A 21,096-nucleotide genomic window follows, 5' to 3' on the forward strand; every position below is an offset into this window, starting at 1 on the left:
TCAAACACCCTGTCCAGGCGCGTCGCAGCACCCGGGCAACCGGACTTCATCTGGAGCATGACGCGCAGTGTTGCGCCTCACTCGAGCACCCGGAGGCGAAGCGGCGGTAAGCCAACTCACGTACCCTTGTAGGAAAACTAAATCGTCCGTAGGTTAGATTGTAGGCGCCCGAGATCTTAACGTGACCCGCTTCCCACACCGTGGCATCAGCGAGACGGGCGTGGCACCATCGATTTTATCCACCCGAGAACGCTGGAGCATCCGCCTGCCTGACGGCCACCAAAGCTCCGCTCCTCACCGTCGTCAGCCTACCACATTCTTTTAACATTCAATAACCCCGTCCCTACTCGAACAGCACGTCTTTTCCGCCTGCCGCACCACCCAGTAAGGGGTTACCCGTGTTCAGCACGCTCGCACAACTCCATGTACCAGAGAGGACCACCGCATGATCGTCATTACCCTGCTGGTGGGAATTCTTTTCTGGATCGGAATTGATATCTGGGCCGGCATCACCTCAAAGTGGTACAAGGCTGTGGAGCTGAACTCGAACATCACCTCAGATGACTTCAGCGTCCTCGTACCGATCTACGGCAATGTCAAGTACCTGCAGAACGCGGATTACCTACGCCCCTACGGCAATCGAGTAGTCCTGTGCACCACCTCCGGTGAGTCTGAGGAGTTCTACCGCGATCTTGAGGACATCGCCATTCGCTATGGATTCAGGATTTTCCGCAGCGATTACGTCCCGCGCAAGGTGGGGCGCAAGCGAAGCACCTCGGGCATCACCCGGGACACAGTCGTACGTGACGCACTGCTGGCCGCGCCTCTCAACTCCTACATTGTCTGCCTTGATGCCGACACCACGGCGCAGGAGCCGCTGACCCACATCATTGGCGCCCTGGTGGCCAATAAGGCCGACTTCGCCTCGGTGACCATCGTGCCCCAGAAAAAGGGCCCCTTCATCGTCCAGATGCAGCGCCACGAATACGTCGTCTCAATGCGCGCCCGCAGGATCATGCCATGGCTGCTCAGCGGCGCCCTTCATATTGGCAAGACCGACGTCATGCGTCAGATCATGGCCCGCCACTCGCTGTTCTTCCAGGGAAATGACATCGAGTCCGGAATCATCGGAGACGCACTGGGTTACAAGGCCGTCCATATTCTTGCCCACGTCAACACCAATGCACCCGACACGCTGTACGCCTGGTGGCGCCAGCGGATCGCATGGAGCGGTGGTTCCTTCAGACTATTCATCGTCAATTTCAGATTCGTCTTCCAGCACCCCTTCCTGTGGCTGTACAGCGGCATCGTGGTGATCAGCATGTTCGTCCTCAGGTGGATAGCCGTTGTGAATCCCGGATGGACGCTTCTGCTCGCACTGTTCATCTACTACGCCGCTATCGTGTGGCTTCACTGGGACCACGGCAACAAGTGGCTGATCTTCCAGCCGTTCTACTGTCTCTTCGTCAGTCTCATCGTGGTTCCCATCGGGGTTGCCTACTATTTCAAAATGGCGATTCCTGAGCGCAACTTCGGAGTCATCCGTCCCAAGCGCAAGGAACTTGTCACGGCGAGCTGATTCTCATCCGGGACACGTCCAGCCGACGCAGGCAGCCCCGTCCCAACAACGCCTCTCCATACGGCAATGGGCCCACCTTCTTCCAGAAGGTGGGCCCATCTCTTTGACACGGAGCGTCCCGCGTGAGCGGCGGGAACGCACGTCAACTCATGCGTCCGAGCGCCGTGGACTCACTCGGCGTCGTCGTCCTCAGCGGAGTCGGCGTCCTGCGCCGCAGCAACGGCAGCGGCCTCTGCTGCCGCGGCGGCGTCATCCTCATCAGAACCGATGAAGGCGGACAGGTCCACGGTCTCACCCTTGGAATCAACCACTGCAGCCTGGCGCAGCGCCATGGCCAGCGACTTGTTGCGAGCGACCTCGGAGACGAAGGCGGGAATCTGACCGGCCTGCTGAGCACCCTGGAGGAACTGGGCGGGCTCCATGCCGTACTGCTGAGCGGTCTGGAAGAGGAACTCCAGGAGCTCGTCCTGAGCCACCCCGACCTTGAGATCCTCAGCCAGGACATCAAGGATGATCTGGTCGCGCACACCGGTGACGATGTCCTCGCGGATCTCCTTGGCGTGCTCCTCGTCGCCCTCCTTGCCCTCGGCCCGAAGGTGCTGGGCGACCTCGGCCTCAACGACGGCCTCAGGCACATCGAAGGTGACCTCGCTGCGCAGGTGCTCCAGGAGAGCATCACGGGCGGCGACTGCCTGCTCGCCGGTCTTGCGCTCGGTGACCTGCTTGACGAGGTCCTCGCGCAGCTCCTCGACGGTGTCGAACTCGGAGGCGAGCTGGGCGAACTCGTCGTCGACCTTGGGCAGCTCACGCTGCTTGACGGCGGTGGCGGTCACCGTGACCTCGGCCTGCTCACCAGCGTGCTCGCCGCCGGCCAGCTCAGTGGTGAAGGTGGCGGACTCGTCGGTCTTCAGACCGCGCAGAGCGGTGTCTAGGCCCTTGAGCATGTTGCCCTTGCCGATCTCGTAGGAGACGCCGGAGATGGAGTCGACCTCCTCGCCGTCGATGACGGCCTTGAGGTCGATGGTGACGAAGTCACCGGTCTTGGCCTTGCGACCCACGGACTTCAGCGAGCCGAATCGGGCACGCAGGTTGTCCAGCTCGGTGTCGACGTCCTCGTCAGTGACCTCGACGGCGTCCACGGTCAGCTTGGTCTTGCTCAGGTCCGGCAGCTCGATGACGGGCCGAACGGTGACCTCAGCGGTGAAGGCGAGCTGGCCGCCGTTCTCACCGGTGGCGTTGGGCAGCTCGACGACGTCGACCTCGGGCTGGAGCATGGGGACCCGCTCGGCCTCGGTGATGGCGTCCCGGTAGAAGTCGGAGAGCTTGTTGTTGACGGCCTCCTGGATGACGGCCCCACGACCGACACGCTGGTCGATGACCCGGTTGGGGACGTGACCGCGACGGAAGCCGGGGACCTGGATCTGGGAGCCGATCTCCTTGTAGGCGGCATCCAGGCTGGGCTTGAGCTCCTCATAGGGGACCTCGACGGTCAGCTTGATGCGGCTGGGGTCAAGATTCTCGACAGTGGTCTTCACGGGGGTTGCTCCCATAGGTCTGAGTTCTGCGGTAACACCGACACGCTCGGAGGTGTTCGGCCGACGCGCGTCTGTGGCGTCAATCCGTGCCATCTTAGGGCAAACGGGCAGTGGGATCGATGCTGCGCCCGCACCTGGCGCATGAGTCTGGACACAGGCGGAGACGCCGGGCACGGTGCGTCATGGCCGTCGGCCGCATCGACATATTCACGAGCCACACATCCGGCATCGACGCACCCCTGAGACGACCTGGACATCATGCTGTCGCCCACAGGACGAGGAGTCGGGCTGGCGGGATTTCAACCCGCGGCCCCCGCTCCCAAAGCAGGTGACATCCCAAGGGTGACCCCCTGAAAACACTCACCGAACCACTGACCAGCCATCCCAAAACCAGCCATCAACGCGCCATGTTTCCGAGACGCCACGCAGACCCCGGAATCAAGCCAAAAACGCACCCTCAGAGACGACGAAAGCGCCCCCACTACCCGGGTAGGTAGCGGAGGCGCCTAGCTGTTCAAGAAGCCATCTCAGCCGTCAGACAGTACGGCGTAGAACGACGTCGTGAACCGTCAACGACGGGATTGGAGCCTCCAACCAGACGCCCCACACGTCACCCACGCTCGGGTCAACCTCACGCGGCCGGATATCCAGTTCGAGCACCTGATGGTCGCCCTTCCGGACGGTCAGGTCTGTGATCTTGGCGCCCTGGTCAACCTGCGCCGGGTGCCCGGCCTCCTGGAAGCGGCGAGCCGTGTACAGGGCCGCCTGCCCCTCCTCCTCACCGAAGTTCCCACCCGGGTAGGAGTAGCGCACAGTCAGGTGCCACGTCCCCTCCGAGGGCTTCAACTGGTCCAGGCCAGGAGCGAGCACCGGGTACTGGGAGTCCAGGCGCACACCGTCGCCGGTCTCCGCTGCGCTCACCTTCGGCCACTCACTGATCGGCGGGAACAGGGTCGGGCTCGCGGATACGGGATCCGCCGAGCGGACGATGACCGCCCCCAGCGGAGTGCCGGCCGGGACCGGCTGACCCGCATCGAGGCGGACCACCGGCGCGAACCGGACCATGTTCCGGGCAAGCTGCTGCGTCAGCGCCTCAGCCTGCCCTGCCACCTCGGCGGCCTTCGCCGCGTCGGCCTTCGTCTGCTCCGCGGTGTTCCGCGTAGCACGGATGCTGTCACCCATGCCGTTGACCTGAATCTTGGTCGCGTAGGCGGCGTCCGCCGCCTCACGGGTGACGTACGCCGACAGGTCTCCGGCCGGGGCCTGCGGCTTCCCCTCATCGTTGATCTTCACCCCCGATGCCCCAATGTTGATGGTTACCTGTGACGGCCCGCAGTACTCGGTCTTCTCGTCTGCCATGACTCCCCTTATGCCTGGATCTGGATACTGACGGGGATCTCCTTCTCCCCGTCCCACACAGTCACGGTCGCCGCGACCTCACGGCCCCCATCCCACACAGTCACGGACGGGCCGGCCGGGGCCGGCGGGACCGGAGTCTCATACACCTTCAGCGATGAGACCAGGACGTCGCTCGCTGCCGCAGGGACGCTAACGGACGGAAGCCACAGGGGACTCGGGTTAGCGGGCAGTTCAACCTCCGCGACGACCGTCGCCCCCTGCCCCGCAGCCAGCGGCGCACTCTTCAAGTCGAACGGGCCAGAGACCTTCTTTTTCGCCTCACTGAACCAGTTCACGCGCAGGTCCAGCTGGGAGCCCGCATCGGCCGAGTAGGCGATCTCGAAGGTGAACCGGCGGGAGCCTACCGGGACGGCAGAGCCGTCGTAGGGAGTGGTTGAAGCCCCGGCTGGAAGGAACGCGCCGGCGTCGCGCCGCTGCCCCTTGCTGCGCCACCACGCCCCGAGAGCCGGGATGATGCTGTCAGCCATCACGCCTCCTTCCTGATGATGATCGTGCCGGGGTTCTCCGGTCGGGCTGGCGGGATTTGAACCCGCGGCCCCCTGCTCCCAAAGCAGGTGCGCTACCAAACTGCGCCACAGCCCGTGGCGTGACGAAAGGGACCGCCGAGGAGCGGCCCCTTTCGGCTCACAGAGCGGGTGACGGGAATCGAACCCGCGCAATCTGCTTGGAAGGCAGAGGCTCTACCATTGAGCTACACCCGCATGGATGAAGGGTTTCACCCCTCCACCGGCAACCTCACTGCTCGATGAGGCCCTCCTTGTAGGCCCGCGCCAGACGGCGAGGCACGGAGATCTCGCGGCCCTGGACGCGGATGGTGTTGAGCTCGGTGAGCTTGGCCTTCCACTGTGAGCGGCGGTTGCGGGTGTTGCTGCGGGACATCTTCCGCTTCGGCACTGCCATGGGCCCGCTCCTCTCTCATGAACCTGGGGATCGGACGACCCCTCGAAACTGGACCGAGGGACACCATAACGACATCGCCGGGACCGCTTCCAGTCCAGGACCGCCTCAATACGTGTGACATCGGTCCCGCAGCCGCTCCGTGCGAGGATCCTGCCATGGCCCCGCAAGCCCCTCACACACCATCGCACCAACCATCTCAAGAGCAGGGATCCCCCGGGCTCATCACTCTGGCCCACGGGGAGCAGCCCGAGATCGACGTGGAGATCAAGAAGTCCCACTTCCTGGCGCGCGCCTGTCGCACGGACTCCATGAGTGAGGCCCGCGACTTCATCGCAAGCGTGCGCTCCACCTACCCCGACGCACGCCACCACTGCTCGGCACTGACGCTCACCGACCTCTCGGACGGACACTCCCTGGCCGCCCCTCCCCCGCCCACCGAGCGCTCCAACGACGACGGCGAGCCCTCCGGCACAGCCGGCCAGCCCATGCTCGACGTGCTGCGGGGAACGGGACTGGCCAACACGACCGTCGTCGTCACCCGCTACTTCGGCGGAACGCTCCTGGGAACCGGCGGCCTGGTACGCGCCTACTCCGAGGCAACCGCTCAAGCACTGCATGCGGCCGCACGCGTCACCCTGACCCGGCTTCACCTATGGGACCTGCGGGTGCCAGTGGCTCAGGCCGGCAGGATCGAGGCCGAGCTGCGCTCCCGCGATCGCACCGCGACTTCGGGGCCAACGGTGGAGGACAGTGCCACCATCCCGGTCCCGACCATTCGCGTTGAGGAGACGATCTGGGGACCGACCCACGCGGTCCTCGTACTGGCCACCTCCTGCGCCGATCCTGCGCTCCTGCAGGCTCCGCTGGCGGCCCTGACTCGCGGCGAGGGGAGGGCCGAACCGGCCGGCAGCCGGCTGGTCGAAGTACCTGTGTCCCCGACCTGACGACGATCGGGCTCCCCGATCCCCCTGAGACGCCCTCGCGGCACGCGTGATCGTCAACGGGTACGCGACCACGATGCGAACAGATGACGGACGGATGTGGCGATCGCCGTCGGTCACGGGGTAGGGTTCTCGCCAACGGCCGGGGCACCAAGCCCCGGACGACCCTATGAGCAGTCACGCCCAGGCAGGCGCAGTCAGTCGCCTTGAGGAACAGAGGAGGACCCGTGATGGTTATGACCGTCATGTGCACCGTGTCCGCCATGTCCTCCATGCCCATCGCGCCCGCGTGCTGCTGCCGGTGTCGGTAGGGCGCCAGGCCATGACATCTGTGCGCGTACCGCTGCGCGCATGCCCGGCGCTCCCGGAGCAGGCGGTCACCCCTGCTGTTTGAGCCACTCCGTACGACGTGGCCACCCCTGACGGACGCGGACCGTCCCCATTTCTCTTCCTCTCACGAGCTCTTGCGGGCCCGACGTCGCCTCATCGCGCAGCGCCGCCGGTCACCGCAGCCACAGGGCTCACCCAACCCACATCCGAAGGACATCACTATGACGTACGCACCTAACGCAACCGCCCTGGTCGGCAACACTCCCCTGGTCCGCATCAACCGTGTCACCGATGGAGCCCCCGCCACCGTCCTGGCCAAGGTGGAGGCCTTCGAGCCGGCCGCCTCGGTCAAGGACCGCATCGCTCTGTCCATCGTGCGCGCCGCAGAGGAGTCCGGTGACCTCAAGCCCGGCGGCACCATCGTGGAGGCGACCTCCGGGAACACCGGAGTCGGCCTGGCCATGGTGGGTGCGGCCCTGGGCTACAAGGTGATCATCACCATGCCCGAGACCATGTCCAAGGAGCGCCGGGCGATCATGCGCGCCTTCGGTGCGGAGCTGGTGCTGACCACTGAGGGCGGCGTGGCCGGGGCGGTCAAGCGTGCTGAGGAGATCCAGGCGGCCATCCCCAACTCGATCCTGGCATCCCAGTTCACCAACCCCGCCAACCCCAAGGTCCACCGCGAGACCACGGCCCGGGAGATCCTGGAGCAGACCGGGGGTGACATCGACGTCTTCGTAGCCGGCATCGGCACCGGGGGCACGCTGACCGGTGTGGGCCAGGTTCTGCGCCAGGAGAAGCCCGGGGTAAGGATCTACGGCGTCGAGCCCTCCGAGTCCCCGCTGCTGAGCGAGGGGCAGGCCGCACCCCACAAGATCCAGGGTCTGGGCCCCAACGTGGTTCCCGAGATCCTCGACCAGGGCATCTGGGACGAGCTGCTCCACATCGACTCCGACGTCGCCATCACCTACGCACGCCGTGCCGCGGCGGAGGAGGGCCTCCTCGTGGGGATCTCCTCGGGCGCTGCTCTGGCCGCCGCCAGCGAGCTGGCCAGGCGCCCCGAGCTGGAGGGCAAGACCATCGTCACCGTCCTGCCGGACACCGGTGAGCGCTACCTGTCCACGCCTCTGTTCAAGGACTACCTCGACTGACGGCCCCGACGGCGGCGATCCTGGGAACAGGTGAGCCGCCGTCGGTGTTGTCACCGGCGCAGCGGGTGAGGTGAAGGCTCACAAGCCGACCTGGGCCGCACCGTCACCCACCAGAGGAGCACACCATGCACAACTCCGAACGGTCCCTTCTGGACCTGGCCCGCGAAGACCTAGCCACGGCCCGCAGGCGCGATCCCGCCGCCCGTTCCAACGTGGAGGTGGCCCTCCTCTACCCGGGCGTCCACGCCCTGTGGGCGCACCGGGCCGCCCACAAGCTGTGGCACAAGGGGCACCGCTTCGCGGCGCGCGCCCTGTCTCAGGCCGCCCGAAACTTCACCGGTATCGAGATCCACCCGGCCGCAGTCATCGGTGAGCGCTTCTTCATCGACCACGGCATGGGCGTGGTCATCGGCGAGACGGCCGAGGTCGGCGACGACGTCCTGCTGTTCCACGGAGTGACACTGGGCGGGGTGTCGATGAGCCCCGGCAAGCGTCATCCCACCATCGGCAACAATGTGCAGATCGGAGCCGGCGCCAAGGTCCTGGGGCCGGTCGTCGTCGAGGACGGGGCCAAGGTGGGTGCCAACGCGGTCCTGGTGAAGAACCTCCCGCAGGGCTATGTCGCCGTGGGCGTACCCAGCCGAGCCCGCGACCCTCGCACCGACCCCGAGCTCATGATGGATCCGACCATCTACATCTGAGCCGCCTCTCAGTGGCCCGGAGACCGCCTCATGCCGTCCCTCGAGTATTCCGGCAAGCCCCTGGGGCACCCGCTGAGCGCACTCATGCACCCGGTCAGCGGGCGACCACTCCGGTGGCCAGGTCGCGCAGGCGGTTGAAGACCCGGCCGCCGGAGGCGCGTGAGCCGTCATGCTCGTACTCGCTGGTGATCCAGATGCGCAGGCCGGGGATGAGCGCGGCCGTCTCCAGGGAGGTGGTCATCGGCACGAACACGTCGCGGGCGTAGACGGCGGCCGCCCCGGGGGTCGTCGTGGACCTGAGGCGGGTCGGGTCGTAGAGCGCCGGCCACTCGTGCGCGGCCAGGAGGTCTGCCACCTCCAGCCAGGGGTGCAGGCCGGTGTCCTCGACGAAGGCATCACGGCGCACGTGCTCACCTGTCAACAGGGTGGGATCGTCGTCGAAGACCGCGGGGCGCACCCGCTGGGCCGCCCAGTCGGTGGTGCCGGTGTCGGCCCAGCAGGACTCGTGGATGACGGCGTAGAGCGGGAACCTGCCGCCGAAGGGCAGGCACTGTCCCAGGTCGTAGCGGAAGGCCCATGAGTCGGGGTCGCGTTCCAGGAGGTAGTGGATCGTGTCCGCGCCCCCGGCTCCACCCAGCAGGGCGCCGAGCGAGCGCAGGCGCTCAGGTCCGACGAGGTCTCCAGCCGCCGTCCTCAGCTCGCCCCGACCGGCCTTCTCAGCCAGGGACGCCATGCGGTCGCGGTCCTGGGGGAAGCGGGCGTAGTACTCCTCGCTCTTGAGGCGCATCGCCTCGTAGCTGAGGGCGTAGACCTCGTCAATGCTGTGCCCGACGGCGGGCAGGCCACCGGTGATGTAGACCTTCTCCAGGCTCTGGGCATGCTCGGAGAGGTACCGGGTGACGCAGAACCCTCCGAAGGACTGGCCCAGCAGGCTCCAGCGCTCCAGGCCCAGAGCGCGGCGCAGGTCCTCGCAGTCCTCGACGATCTCATCGGCACGCAGATGAGTGAGCAGCCGGGCGGTGTCTACTGGGGTGCCGGCGGCATCGGGCCGGTCCACCGGGCTGGAGGCTCCGGTGCCGCGCTGGTCGACGAGGATGAGTCGGTGGTGCTCGAGGATCGCACCGATCCAGCCGAGCCCGGAGTCGGCACTGGGGCGGGGTGCCTCGCAGCCCGGCCCGCCCTGAAGGAAGACCAGTGGCGGCCGGGAGACCGGGTCGATGCCGGCAACTGAGATCTCACGGGCGTAGACAGTGATGGTCTCCGTGCCGTCCGGGGCTAAGTCCCCCTGCCCGCTGCGGTCCAGGGGAACGGTCAGGTGATGGTCGCGGGTCAGCAGGCCGGCGGTCGAGGAGGACCAGCTCGAGGAGTGCAGGGCGGGCGAGGCGTTCGACATGCCGCCACCTTAGTGGGACCCGGAGGGTCACCAGCCGGTTTCAGTGGGCCTGACAGGTCGGGCACCAGAAGAGCCGGCGGGAGGCGACCTCCCGCTCCGCCACCGGGGTCCCGCAGCGCAGGCAGGGACGGCCAGTGCGGTGGTACACGTACCACCGGCCGGCCTCGGGGTCGTCAGGTGGCAGGGGGTCGGGGACGTCGTCGAGGTCGACGGTGGTGATGAAGCCGGTGGCCACCCCGTACTCCATGAGGGGACGCAGGTCCTCCCAGATGGCCCGCAGCCGCTCCTGGCTGATGCGGTTGCCCGCTCGGAACGGCGAGACCCCGACCCGGAAGAGCGTCTCGGCCCGGTAGATGTTGCCGGCTCCGGAGATGACGGCCTGGTCCATGAGCAGCTCCCCGATGCTCTTGCGCCGCGAGCGCGCCTTGGCCACGAAGGACTCGACGTCGGCGTCGGCACGCAGCGGGTCCGGGCCGAGGCGACGGCGCACGGCGGCCACGCCCTCGGAGTCCAGCAGCTCGCAGGCCGCCGGCCCGGTCAGGTCGGCCACCCCGTGCTCGCCGAGCAGCCGCAGCCGCACCGCGCCACGCGGCTCGGGCGGTTCCCACTCCTCGGGGGCGGGCCCATGCGTGGCTGCATCCTGCCCCTCGGCTTCGAGGCTCCCACCGTTCAGCCCGGCCAGGGCCGACCCTCCCCCACCTTTGAGGGCATGCTCGCCGCGCTCACCGACGCGCCGACGCGGCGCCCCGATGGCGTGGGGCGCCGTGAACTCACGGTCGCCGTCGAAGGTCCACGCCCCGTAGAGGCCCAGGTGAATCCGCAGCCAGGTGACGGAGGCGTCGTCGAGGGACATGTCGGCGCGAGGGCCGAAGGGCAGGAAGAGGTGCTTGCCATGGGCCTGGCTGCCCAGGAGGACCTGACCGTCAAGACGGCTCGCTCCGTCCGCGAAACGCCCCTGCGGCGAGCGCACGCGCAGGCTCTGACCACCGTAGAGCTCGTCAAGGGCGGCGGCGAGCCGGTGGATGGTGTGCCCCTCCGGCATGCTCAGGCCCCGGTGGGGGTGGAGGCGCCGCCGGGATCCGCTGCCGGTTTGGCGTCCCCGTGAATGCGACGCTCATAGTCGGTGAGCTGCGCGATACGACGCGCGTGGCGCTCATCCCCGCTGAAGGGCTCGGCGAGGAAGGCGTCGATAATCTCCATTCCCGTGTCCAGGTCGTGCATGCGCCCTCCGACGGCGACGACATTAGCGTTGTTGTGCTGCCGGCCGAGTCGGGCCGTCTCGATCGACCAGGCCAGGGCGGCGCGCACTCCGTCGACCTTGTTGGCGGCGATCTGCTCCCCGTTGCCGCTCCCCCCGAGAACAATGCCAAAACTGCCGGCGTCGGCCACAACGGCCTCCCCGCAGGCCAGGCAGAAGGCGGGGTAATCGTCATCCGGGTCGTATGAGTGGGCTCCGTGGTCGACGACGCTGTGCCCCTGTTCCCTCAGGTGCTCGATCACGGCGCTCTTGAGCTCGAAACCGGCGTGGTCGGAGGCAATATGGATGCGCATGGGCAGAATTGTGCCTCACGCGAACAGCGCTTCGCACCATGAGGGCACGGGTGCTGTCAGGACGCCGGACGGCACCGGACCGGGTTAGCGTGTCCGCTATGACTGACGCCTCCGCGACCTCACCGATTCCCACCGGCTCCTCATCCGACTCACCAATCCGGGACTCTCAGCCGGCGAGCGCCTCCGGCACCACTGCCGGCGAGGTTCTCGCCGGAGTGCTGGAGACGGGGCACACCGACACCTCCATCCGCCCCCAGGACGACCTGTTCCGATTCGTCAACGGCCAGTGGCTCGCCACCGCCGAGATCCCGGCGGACCGCCCCAGCAGCGGTGCTTTCACCACGCTGCGCGACGAGGCCGAGGCCGCCTGCCGCCAGATCGTCGAGGAGCTCGCCAAGCACTTCTCCTCCGTTGCGTCCGAGAGTGCCCCGGAGGTCCTGGCCACCAACCGGGGCCGAGTCGGCGCCCTTTACGAGGCCTTCATGGACGAGGCCCACCTGGAGGAGCTCGGGGCCGAGCCACTGACTGAGGAGCTGGCGCCGGTGCTGGGGGCCTCCTCCAAGGAGGAGCTGGCCAGAGCGCTGGGCAAGATGACGCCGATCGGCTTCATGGGCGTCGTCGGTGCGGATGTCGAGGTCGACATCAACGACCCGGAGCGCTATACGAGCTGGATCGGCCAGTCGGGGCTGGGGCTGCCGGACGAGTCGTACTACCGCGAGGAGGCTCAGGCCCCGCTGCGCCAGGCCTACGTGGCGCACGTGGCCAGGATGCTGGTGCTGGCGGGTCTGACGGAGTCCTTCGGCGCCTCCGGTGAGGACCTCGCCGAGCGGGTCATGGCCGTGGAGACCGCCCTGGCCAAGGGCCACTGGGACCGCGTCACATGCCGTGACGTGGAGAAGATGAACAACCCGATGTCCTGGCAGGAGATCGTGGACTCGGCGCCTGGCCTTCCCTGGCACGAGTGGCGTGAAGGGATTCGCGCGGCCGCCCGAACCGCCGGCATCGAGCAGACCGTCTTCCTCAACGAGACCATCGTCACCCAGCCCGACTACCTCCCCCACGCGGCCGGCGTCTGGCAGGAAACCGACCTGGGGGACCTCAAGGCCTGGGCGGCCTGGCACGTCGTTCACGGACGCGCCACCCTGCTGTCAGGAGCCTTCGTGGAGGAGAACTTCGACTTCTATGGCCGCACGCTCCAGGGGACTGACGAGCTGCGCCCCCGTTGGAAGCGCGGCGTCGGCCTGGTGGAGTCCTGTCTGGGCGAGGCGCTGGGCGAGATCTACGTGGAGCGGCACTTCCCGCCGTCGCACAAGTCAATGATGGAGACCCTGGTGGGCCGGCTCATCGAGGCCTACCGCCAGTCCATCTCCTCGTTGGAGTGGATGAGTCCGGCCACGCGGGAACGGGCCCTGGAGAAGCTGGCTCTGTTCACCCCCAAGATCGGCTACCCGGTGCGCTGGCGCGACTACTCCGCCGTCGAGATCGTCCCCGGGGACGTCCTGGCCTCGGTGCGCAGCGTGGAGCGGGCCGATATGGCCTACTCGCTGAGCAAGCTGTCCAAGCCGGTGGACCGCGACGAGTGGCACATGACCCCGCAGACGGTCAACGCCTACTACAACCCCACCATGAATGAGATCGTCTTCCCCGCTGCGATCCTTCAGCCTCCCTTCTTCGACCCGCAGGCCGACGACGCCGTGAACTACGCGGGGATCGGCGCTGTCATCGGCCACGAGATCGGCCACGGCTTCGACGACCAGGGCTCCACCTTCGACGGCACCGGAAAGGTCAGCGACTGGTGGACTCAGGAGGACCGGGATGCCTTCACCGAGCGTACGAGCGCGCTCATCAGCCAGTACGACGCCTACACGCCCGAGGTCGTCGTCGACAAGCACCGGGCAGCGGGCACGGAGGACACCGAGATCCCGCACGTCAACGGCGCTTTGACCATCGGGGAGAACATCGGCGACCTGGGTGGCCTGGGCATCGCCCTCAAGGCATATTCCTTGGCCCTGGCCGACGCCGGTATCCCCTCAGTGGAGAAGGCTCCCGTCATCGACGGACTCACTGGTCTACAGCGCTTCTTCTACTCCTGGGCTCGGATCTGGCGCTCCAAGAGCCGCCCGGACTACGCCGAGCTGCTTCTGACCGTGGACCCGCATTCGCCGGCCGAGTTCCGGTGCAACGGGATCGTGCGCAATGTCGACGCCTTCTACGAGGCCTTCGACGTCACGTCCGACGACGCCTTGTGGCTGGCCCCGGACAAACGGGTCTCCATCTGGTAACGGATCCGGGCGCTCGGAACCGCACCCGCAAGCCAGAACCCATTGGCCCACATAAGATAAGCCGCAACTACTCGGCACTGAGGCCGATACCTCATTCACAGAAAACGATGGAACCTCCTCCCATAGAACGCTAAGGTTGATAACAACGCGGTGACACCCCGTCTCACCGGTTGCCACCTACACCCGTAGACCTAGGAGTACTCATGCGTCTTGGACGCCCCCTGGCCGCCGCGAGCGTGATGGCTGCCGCCATCGGCGCTTCCCTCGCCGCCTCGCCCGCCCTGGCCGATGGCAGCATCAAGTTCGCCGACGACCAGCAGAACATCGTCAGCCCCACGGACACCGCCTTCTCGGTGTCCGGAACGGGTTGCACCGGCCAGGACGCGGTGGTCGGTGTCGCCCTGTACGCCCCTGACGGCACTATGTCCACCATTGTGAAGGCCACCCCCGACGCTGAGGGCAACTGGTCCACCACCCTGGACATCCCCGACCTGGTCAAGTCCACCGGCGTTGAGGCCAAGACGGACGGCACGGCCGACGGCTGGTCCATCGGAGCCGGCTGCGTCACCTACGGCGAGGAGAAGGGCCAGGCACAGGAGGGCATCGCCTTCGACGACACCAAGGTGGAGGGCACCTACGAGATCAGCACCGACGAGAAGGGCGTTCAGACCTTCAAGATGGACGTCAAGGGCTTCTCCCCCAACGAGGAGGTCACCTTCACCCTGGTCAGCAAGACCGACCCCTCCAAGACCTACCCCATCGGCAAGCTGACGGCTGACGCCGAGGGCAACGTCAAGGGCGAACTGCCGGCTCCCGCCAACGTGGACGACGGCGAGTACACGCTGACCATCGAGGGAGCCCGCTACGGCGAGGGCGGCAGCAGCACCAAGACCGTCGTCGTCAAGGACCACCGCTTCGACCTCGTGGCCAACGACGGCAACAGCATCGCCGACAACGGCGCCACCGCCGCCCCGACCGCTCCCGCCAACGGTGGCAGCGTGAACACCCCGGCCGACAACGGCGCCACTCCGGCGGCCTCCACCTCCAACAAGCCCCTGGCCCAGACCGGTGCCAACGGCCTGCTCTTCGGCGGCATTGCCGCGGCCCTCGTGGTCATCGGTGGTGGCGCCCTCATCGCGCGTCGCCGCAAGGCCTGATCGCATCCCCCCAGTCTGACTGGGAACACATCCCGCCGGGGAGACAGCACCACCGCGTGCCGTCTCCCCGGCGGCTTTTTTCTATCCCGCACCCCTCATACGGCGCGCACAACCGCGCCTTCCGGCAATAGCACCGCCCCGCAGCGGACACTGAAACCATGGACTCCACCTCCAACGACGAGCACAGCGCAGGCTCCTCAGCCGCCTCAGCCGACACTGGGGACCCCACCGACGCCGCTTCCTCCCGGCCCCTGCAGCACCGCCGAGGCAGCGGCCGCCATGGCATCAGGCACTGGTCGCGGCGACGCAGGATCGTCGTTGGCCTGAGCGCCGCAGTGATGACGACCGCTCTGGCACTGGGCACGGACGTGGCCGTCCTGGTTCATCGCCCCGCACGCGTCGATATCGCCATGCCCTCCGCGTCCTCTCCGACAGCCGGCGAGACCTGGCTGATCCTGGGGACCGACTCCCGCGCCACCGTGCCGGGCGACCAGAACCGCTACGGAAGCACTCAGGAGGTGGAGGGCTCCCGCGCTGATGTCATCGCCCTCGTACGTCCCTCCCAGGAGGGGCTCACCGTCATCAACCTGCCCCGGGACCTGACCATCAACAGCAGGGGCAGGGAGCTGGACCGCCTGGCCACCACCTACGTCCCCGGACCGCAGAACACGGTCGATGCCCTGTGCACCGGCCTGGGGATCCCCGTCACGCATCTGGTGACCATCGATATGGCTCAGTTCGCCACCATCATCGACTCGTTGGGAGGCATTGAGGTGGACGTTCCCGAGCCGGTTCGGGACGCCTATACCGGACTGAATCTCACCCATCCCGGACGCCACCGGCTCAGTGGGATCGACGCCCTGGCTCTTGTCCGCTCACGGCACCCGGAGATTCTGCGCGACGGCACGTGGGTGACCATGAATCAGGCCGATGGCGCCCAGCGCCGCACACAGTCCACGACCACCGTCATGCAGGCAGTGCTGTCCGCCGTTGGACAGAAGGCCAGTAACCCAGTCGCACTCCATCAGCTGGCGCACACCGTGGCCGGCAACATCACCCTGGACTCAGGCACCGGACTCAGCGACCTGGTCGCGCTGGGACGCAGCGCCTCGAAAGCCAGGAGGGCCGGAGCCACCACGACGATCATCGACCTTCCGACAGGGCCTCGGGACGAATCGATCATCGTCTCGCCCAACCAGGAGTCGCGCGCCCTGCTGGCCCGCTATGGGTACAGCCCCAAAACCTGTCGACCAGCAGCCTCTTAATCGCCGACCACCGACACCCCGAGCGTTCCCCGCCGTATCAGTCTTTCGTCGCTCTTCCCGAGCCGCCATCCATATTCTCACGTGAGCGAGGACACTCCCGTATGTGACTGGTATCACCTCGGAGACCCGCGCCCCCGCCCTATTCCTCGTTACGGTAGATAACGAGTCGGTGAAGAAATCGGATCACCGACACCCATCGTTCCCCCGTCAGACCTAGGAGGACACATGCGTCTTGGACGCCCCTTGGCCGCAGCCAGCGCGGTGGCCGCAATGACCGGAGCCTCGCTCATTGCCTCCCCTGCTCTTGCCAACAGTTCCAACCGGAACAGCCCGAGCACCCCGAGCAGCTCCAGCAGCCCGGCTCCCAGCAGCACCGCCGAGGCCACGCCGGCCCCCAGCAGCACCACTCAACCCGGCTCGGCTCCCAGCAGCACCGCCGAGGCCACGCCGGCCCCCGGCAAGACCAGCGAGGGCAGCAGCTTCAAGATCACCCAGGAGAAGACCTTCGTCTCCGCCAGCTCCAACACGTCCTTCACTGTCTCGGGAACCGGCTGCACCGGGAAGCAGGCCACCGTCGGCATCGCGCTGTACGCACCGGACGGCACCGTTTCCGACGTCGTCAAGACCGAAGCGGCCTCGGACGGCAGCTGGACCTCAGACCTCGATCTGGCGGCTCTCATCAAGTCCATCGGCACCTCTGCTGCCACTACCACCGAGGGGTGGAAGATCGGCGCCGGCTGCACGACCAACGGCGGCAAGACTGAGATGGCCCAGGTGACTACGCAGCAGCAGACTCAGATCTACTTCGACGACACGCGCATCACCGGCTCCTATGAGGTCTCCGCCCGCACAGAGAGCCAGGCCCAGACCTTCACCTTCAACGCCCAGGGCTTCTACGCCAGCGAGACGGTGACTGTCGTGCTCAAGAGCAAGAGCGACTCCAGCATCACCTACACCCTTGGCGAGCTGACGGTTGACGCCAACGGCAACCTCACGGGCAACCTGCCCGCTCCCGCTGACGCGGCCAATGGCGAGTACCTCCTGGTGCTGACCGGTTCCCACCACAGCGAGACGGCCACCAGCCAGACCGTGACCACGGTCTCCAACCACACCTTCACCGTTGAGAGCACTGAGCAGAAGGTCACCGAGCAGCAGACCACCGAGCAGAAGGCCGCTGAGCAGCAGACCACCGAGCAGAAGGCTGCTGAGCAGAAGGCCTCCGAGAACAACGGTGGCGGCGACAAGCAGGCCAACGGCGGTGGCGACAAGACCACCACCGAGCAGCAGACCACCGAGCAGAAGGCCACCGAGCAGAAGGCCACTGAGCAGCAGACCACCGAGCAGAAGGCTGCTGAGCAGAAGGCCTCCGAGAACAACGGCGGCGGCAACAACAACGGTGGCGGCGACAAGCAGGCCAACGGCGGTGGCGACAAGACCACCACTGAGCAGCAGACCACCGAGCAGAAGGCCACTGAGCAGCAGACCACCGAGCAGAAGGCCGCTGAGCAGAAGGCCTCCGAGAACAACGGCGGCAACAACAACGGTGGCGGCGACAAGCAGGCCAACGGCGGTGGCGACAAGACCACCACCGAGCAGAAGGCCACTGAGCAGAAGGCCACTGAGCAGCAGACCACCGAGCAGAAGGCCGCTGAGCAGAAGGCCTCCGAGAACAACGGCGGCGGCAACAAGCAGGCCGGTGGCAACAACGGCGGAAACAACAGCAACGCCAACGCCGGTGACAAGCAGGCCAACGCCGGCGGCAAGCAGGCCGGTGGCGACAACAAGGGTGGGACCGATCAGAAGGTCAACAACCTGAACTCGAACGCCAAGGAGTCCTCCTCGGACAACCGGGCCGGCGGTGAGACCACCAAGGACAGCGACCGGTCTCTGGCCCACACCGGCGCCAACGGCATGATCTTCGGCGGAATCGCCGCATTCCTCGCCGTGGCCGGAGGCGCAGCGCTGGTCCTGCGTCGCCGCAACAAGGCCTGAGCCGATCTGACCTGATCCGCTGACGTTCCCCGAACCACGGGAACAGCCTCGGCGCCGGGGGACGACATGTGACGTGTCGTCCCCCGGCGCCGTTATATGCAGCGCTCCAGGCGCTGCCAGTGCCGATCAGAAGGTGAGACAATCGCCCGGCGCGCCCCCATGGGCCGCGCTTCCCCTTCAGACAGGAGTTCTTATGCCCGGCCAGAACCTGACTCGTCTTGAGGCCGCCGAGCGCAGCGCAACCGTACAGACCCAGAGCTACGCCGTCGTCCTCGATCTCACGCGCGGTGAGACGGTCTTCGGCTCCACCACTACGGCACGGTTCGCGGCCGCACCGGGATCCTCCACCTTCATCGACCTCGTTGCACCGACTGTCCACTCCATCACCCTCAACGGACTCCCTCTTGACCCGGCCGAGGTCTACGCGGACTCGCGCATCGCACTGAAGAATCTGGCCGCAGACAACGAACTGGTCGTCGTCGCCGACTGCGCCTACATGCACACCGGAGAGGGACTGCACCGCTTCACCGACCCGGCCGATGGCGAGACCTATCTCTACAGCCAGTTCGAGGTCCCCGACTCCCGGCGGGTATTCGCCGTCTTCGAGCAGCCCGATCTCAAGGCCTCGTTCACCTTCACCGTCACCGCACCGTCGAGCTGGACGGTGCTGTCCAACTCCCCCACTCCTGAGCCGACTCCCACTGAGGCCCCCGACGGCTCAGGGGACGCTCACACCTTCGTCTTCGCCCCCACCGAACCGATGAGCTCCTATGTCACGGCCATCGTCGCCGGGCCTTACGTCGGTGCGACCGACGAGTACGTGGCCGACGACGGACGCACCGTGCCCCTGGGCGTCTACTGCCGCAAGAGCCTGGTCGAGCACATGGACTCGGAGGAGATCCTGGACCTGACCAAGCGGGGCTTCGCCTACTACGAGGACCTGTTCGCCACTCCCTACGCCTTCACCAAGTACGATCAGATCTTCGTTCCCGAGTTCAATGCCGGGGCGATGGAGAACGCGGGCTGCGTCACCCACCGTGATGACTACATCTTCCGCTCGAGGCCCGTCGAGGCCCGCGTGGAGCGGCGAGCTGTGACGATCCTGCACGAGCTGGCACATATGTGGTTCGGAGACATGGTCACCATGACCTGGTGGAACGACCTGTGGCTCAACGAGTCCTTCGCCGAGTACACCTCCACCCTGGCCACTGCCGAGATCACCCGCTGGAACCAGGCCTGGACGACCTTCCAGACCTTGGAGAAGGGATGGGCCTACAACCAGGACCAGCTCAGCTCCACCCACCCCGTGGCCGCAGAGATCAACGATCTTCACGACGTCGAGGTCAACTTCGACGGCATCACCTACGCCAAGGGAGCCTCGGTCCTGGCCGCGCTCGTGGGCTACGTGGGCAGGGACAACTTCTTCGCCGGCATCCAGCGCTACCTGGCGGCGCATGCCTACGCCAACGCCGAGCTGAGCGACCTGCTCCGTGAGCTGGAGGCGGTCTCGGGCCGCGACCTAGGTACCTGGACCCGTCTGTGGCTTCAGGAGGCCGGCGTGACGACCCTGCGCACGCAGCTCGCCACCGACGCCGACGGCGTCATCACCCAGGCGGCCGTCCGTCAGGAGATCCCCGCCGACTCGCCGGCATCTCTGCGCCCGCACCGAGTGGCGATCGGCTGCTACAGCCTGACCGGCAGGGGCGCCGAGGCGCGCCTGGAGCGCACCCACCGCATCGAGCTCGATGTCGACGGCGAGATGACTGAGGTTCCCGAGCTGGTCGGCTCTGAGCGGACCGACGTCATGATCCTCAACGATGACGACCTCACCTACGCCAAGGTGCGCCTCGATGAGGCGTCTCTGTCCTTCGGGCTTGATCACATCGAGGCCTTCTCCGAGTCCCTGCCGCGCTCGATCGTCCTGGCCTCGGCCTGGGACATGGTGCGCGACGGCGAGCTCGCCGCCTCCCGCTTCCTTGAAGCGGCACTGCGGGCGCTGGCCGTGGAGGAGCACTCCTCGGTCATCCAGGGTCTTCTGGGCCGGGTCACCACCTGCCTGTCCGGTTTCCTGCCCCCGACCGCGCGCCGAGATCTCGCTCCGGGAACGGCCGACCGGCTGCTGGAGCTGGCTCGAGCCGCCCAGCACGGCAGTGACAAGCAGCTTCAGCTGGTCCGGGCGCTGGCCGCTCACGCCGTCACTGAAGAGCAGCTCGACGTCGTCGCCGGTCTTCTGGAGGGGACCGAGACCCTTGGCGGGCTCGACATCGACCAGGATCTGCGGTGGGACCTGCTGATCGGTCTGGTGACCGCCGGCCGCAGCGGGGAGGAGCAGATCCGTGCCGAGGAGGCTCGGGACCGCACGACCACAGGACGGGAGCGCGCCGCCGAGGCTCGCGCATCGATTCCGACCCCGGAGGCGAAGCAGGCCACGTGGCGAGCGCTCGTCGATGACGCCTCCATGCCCAATGAGACCCAGGTGCGCGTGCTGCGGGGCCTGACCAACGTCGAGCGCCGCCCTGAACTGCTGGTTCCCTTCGTGGGCGCGTATGTGGAGGCCATCGACTCCGTATGGTCCTCGAGAACCTTCCACATGGCCGAGAATCTGCTGACAGGCCTGTGGTCCTGCGTCACGGTGGGCCTGGAGGGCGCTGATGACCCGGCCACCGCCCTGACGGGCTGGTTGGAGTCCCACGCCCAGGCACCGGCCGCGCTGCGACGGATCGTGCGCGAGAACCTCGATGACACGCTGCGCGTGGCCAGGGCGCAAGCCGCTGAGAGCTCGAGTATCCACTAGCCGCGTCGTGCTCCGGCCCGGACACCGGGTTCAGGAGAACGCAATGAGCTGGGGCCGAGCGCATGACGCGCTCGGCCCCAGCCCGTGAGGTACCGGCCCCGACGTC

At 66.9% G+C, this 21,096-nt stretch carries 16 protein-coding genes and 2 tRNA genes; 9 read left to right on the forward strand and 9 right to left on the reverse strand.

Features of this window, described 5'->3' with window-relative positions:
- Positions 1-445 precede the first annotated feature (445 nt).
- Positions 446-1,579 carry a glycosyltransferase family 2 protein gene (locus tag BKH28_RS10060; RefSeq protein WP_075418673.1) on the forward strand — a complete coding sequence of 378 codons (1,134 nt, stop codon included), beginning with the start codon at positions 446-448 and terminating at the stop codon, positions 1,577-1,579.
- Positions 1,580-1,749: 170 nt separating this feature from the next.
- On the opposite strand, the gene tig is transcribed toward BKH28_RS10060, so the two are convergent.
- The 6 genes from tig to rpmF all read right to left on the reverse strand — a co-directional run bounded on the left by tig (position 1,750) and on the right by rpmF (position 5,433).
- Positions 1,750-3,114: a trigger factor gene (gene tig / locus BKH28_RS10065; protein WP_075418674.1), complete on the reverse strand. Its 1,365-nt coding sequence runs from the start codon at positions 3,112-3,114 to the stop codon at positions 1,750-1,752.
- Between the two features lie 534 nt (positions 3,115-3,648).
- A complete protein-coding gene (locus BKH28_RS10070; RefSeq protein WP_075418675.1) occupies positions 3,649-4,473 on the reverse strand; it encodes a hypothetical protein in 825 nt (274 codons plus the stop codon).
- 8 nt (positions 4,474-4,481) lie between these two features.
- Positions 4,482-5,000 (reverse strand): hypothetical protein, encoded by a 519-nt coding sequence (locus BKH28_RS10075; RefSeq protein ID WP_075418676.1) that lies wholly within the window; start codon positions 4,998-5,000, stop codon positions 4,482-4,484.
- A gap of 41 nt (positions 5,001-5,041) precedes the next feature.
- Positions 5,042-5,115, reverse strand: a tRNA-Pro gene (locus BKH28_RS10080).
- 48 nt (positions 5,116-5,163) lie between these two features.
- Positions 5,164-5,234: transfer RNA gene (locus BKH28_RS10085), tRNA-Gly, on the reverse strand.
- A gap of 34 nt (positions 5,235-5,268) precedes the next feature.
- Complete coding sequence (gene rpmF / locus BKH28_RS10090; RefSeq protein WP_003784449.1) at positions 5,269-5,433, reverse strand: 50S ribosomal protein L32; 165 nt, start codon at positions 5,431-5,433, stop codon at positions 5,269-5,271.
- A 155-nt stretch (positions 5,434-5,588) separates the two neighbouring features.
- Between rpmF and BKH28_RS10095 the strand changes: the two genes are divergently transcribed.
- From BKH28_RS10095 to epsC, 3 genes are all read left to right on the forward strand, one after another.
- Positions 5,589-6,377 (forward strand): IMPACT family protein, encoded by a 789-nt coding sequence (locus BKH28_RS10095; protein WP_075418677.1) that lies wholly within the window; start codon positions 5,589-5,591, stop codon positions 6,375-6,377.
- 548 nt (positions 6,378-6,925) lie between these two features.
- Positions 6,926-7,855 carry a cysteine synthase A gene (gene cysK, locus BKH28_RS10100; protein ID WP_075418678.1) on the forward strand — a complete coding sequence of 310 codons (930 nt, stop codon included), beginning with the start codon at positions 6,926-6,928 and terminating at the stop codon, positions 7,853-7,855.
- Between the two features lie 125 nt (positions 7,856-7,980).
- A complete protein-coding gene (epsC, locus tag BKH28_RS10105) occupies positions 7,981-8,556 on the forward strand; it encodes a serine O-acetyltransferase EpsC (RefSeq protein WP_075418679.1) in 576 nt (191 codons plus the stop codon).
- Between the two features lie 94 nt (positions 8,557-8,650).
- Here epsC and BKH28_RS10110 read toward each other — a convergent pair whose 3' ends face one another.
- Genes BKH28_RS10110 through BKH28_RS10120 form a run of 3 tightly spaced genes read right to left on the reverse strand, consistent with a single transcriptional unit; the run spans position 8,651 to position 11,500 of the window.
- Entirely contained in the window at positions 8,651-9,949 is a 1,299-nt protein-coding gene (locus BKH28_RS10110; protein WP_075418680.1) for an alpha/beta fold hydrolase, read from the reverse strand.
- Between the two features lie 40 nt (positions 9,950-9,989).
- Positions 9,990-10,991 (reverse strand): Fpg/Nei family DNA glycosylase, encoded by a 1,002-nt coding sequence (locus BKH28_RS10115; RefSeq protein ID WP_075418681.1) that lies wholly within the window; start codon positions 10,989-10,991, stop codon positions 9,990-9,992.
- Between the two features lie 2 nt (positions 10,992-10,993).
- Entirely contained in the window at positions 10,994-11,500 is a 507-nt protein-coding gene (locus BKH28_RS10120; RefSeq protein ID WP_075418682.1) for a ribose-5-phosphate isomerase, read from the reverse strand.
- A 98-nt stretch (positions 11,501-11,598) separates the two neighbouring features.
- Between BKH28_RS10120 and BKH28_RS10125 the strand changes: the two genes are divergently transcribed.
- The 5 genes from BKH28_RS10125 (at position 11,599) to pepN (ending at position 20,990) form a co-directional block, all read left to right on the forward strand.
- Positions 11,599-13,782, forward strand: coding sequence for a M13 family metallopeptidase (locus BKH28_RS10125; RefSeq protein WP_081380113.1), 2,184 nt, complete (start codon positions 11,599-11,601; stop codon positions 13,780-13,782).
- A 203-nt stretch (positions 13,783-13,985) separates the two neighbouring features.
- Positions 13,986-14,939 (forward strand): LPXTG cell wall anchor domain-containing protein, encoded by a 954-nt coding sequence (locus BKH28_RS10130; RefSeq protein WP_075418683.1) that lies wholly within the window; start codon positions 13,986-13,988, stop codon positions 14,937-14,939.
- 158 nt (positions 14,940-15,097) lie between these two features.
- Positions 15,098-16,204 (forward strand): LCP family protein, encoded by a 1,107-nt coding sequence (locus tag BKH28_RS10135; protein ID WP_075418684.1) that lies wholly within the window; start codon positions 15,098-15,100, stop codon positions 16,202-16,204.
- A gap of 225 nt (positions 16,205-16,429) precedes the next feature.
- A complete protein-coding gene (locus BKH28_RS10140; RefSeq protein ID WP_075418685.1) occupies positions 16,430-18,196 on the forward strand; it encodes an LPXTG cell wall anchor domain-containing protein in 1,767 nt (588 codons plus the stop codon).
- A 193-nt stretch (positions 18,197-18,389) separates the two neighbouring features.
- Positions 18,390-20,990: an aminopeptidase N gene (pepN, locus tag BKH28_RS10145; RefSeq protein ID WP_075418686.1), complete on the forward strand. Its 2,601-nt coding sequence runs from the start codon at positions 18,390-18,392 to the stop codon at positions 20,988-20,990.
- Positions 20,991-21,096: the final 106 nt, after the last annotated feature.

Origin of the sequence: Actinomyces oris (assembly GCF_001937665.1) — a bacterium.
Taxonomy (GTDB): Bacteria; Actinomycetota; Actinomycetes; order Actinomycetales; family Actinomycetaceae; genus Actinomyces; species Actinomyces stomatis.

Bases quoted from the DNA above. Each gene is read 5' to 3' on its own strand.
- BKH28_RS10060 (WP_075418673.1), top strand. From the start codon at position 446: ATGATCGTCATTACCCTGCTGGTGGGAATTCTTTTCTGGATCGGAATT.
- BKH28_RS10070 (WP_075418675.1), bottom strand. From the start codon at position 4,473: ATGGCAGACGAGAAGACCGAGTACTGCGGGCCGTCACAGGTAACCATC.
- BKH28_RS10075 (WP_075418676.1), bottom strand. From the start codon at position 5,000: ATGGCTGACAGCATCATCCCGGCTCTCGGGGCGTGGTGGCGCAGCAAG.
- rpmF (WP_003784449.1), bottom strand. From the start codon at position 5,433: ATGGCAGTGCCGAAGCGGAAGATGTCCCGCAGCAACACCCGCAACCGC.
- BKH28_RS10095 (WP_075418677.1), top strand. From the start codon at position 5,589: ATGGCCCCGCAAGCCCCTCACACACCATCGCACCAACCATCTCAAGAG.
- cysK (WP_075418678.1), top strand. From the start codon at position 6,926: ATGACGTACGCACCTAACGCAACCGCCCTGGTCGGCAACACTCCCCTG.
- epsC (WP_075418679.1), top strand. From the start codon at position 7,981: ATGCACAACTCCGAACGGTCCCTTCTGGACCTGGCCCGCGAAGACCTA.
- BKH28_RS10110 (WP_075418680.1), bottom strand. From the start codon at position 9,949: ATGTCGAACGCCTCGCCCGCCCTGCACTCCTCGAGCTGGTCCTCCTCG.
- BKH28_RS10115 (WP_075418681.1), bottom strand. From the start codon at position 10,991: ATGCCGGAGGGGCACACCATCCACCGGCTCGCCGCCGCCCTTGACGAG.
- BKH28_RS10120 (WP_075418682.1), bottom strand. From the start codon at position 11,500: ATGCGCATCCATATTGCCTCCGACCACGCCGGTTTCGAGCTCAAGAGC.
- BKH28_RS10125 (WP_081380113.1), top strand. From the start codon at position 11,599: ATGACTGACGCCTCCGCGACCTCACCGATTCCCACCGGCTCCTCATCC.
- BKH28_RS10130 (WP_075418683.1), top strand. From the start codon at position 13,986: ATGCGTCTTGGACGCCCCCTGGCCGCCGCGAGCGTGATGGCTGCCGCC.
- BKH28_RS10135 (WP_075418684.1), top strand. From the start codon at position 15,098: ATGGACTCCACCTCCAACGACGAGCACAGCGCAGGCTCCTCAGCCGCC.
- BKH28_RS10140 (WP_075418685.1), top strand. From the start codon at position 16,430: ATGCGTCTTGGACGCCCCTTGGCCGCAGCCAGCGCGGTGGCCGCAATG.
- pepN (WP_075418686.1), top strand. From the start codon at position 18,390: ATGCCCGGCCAGAACCTGACTCGTCTTGAGGCCGCCGAGCGCAGCGCA.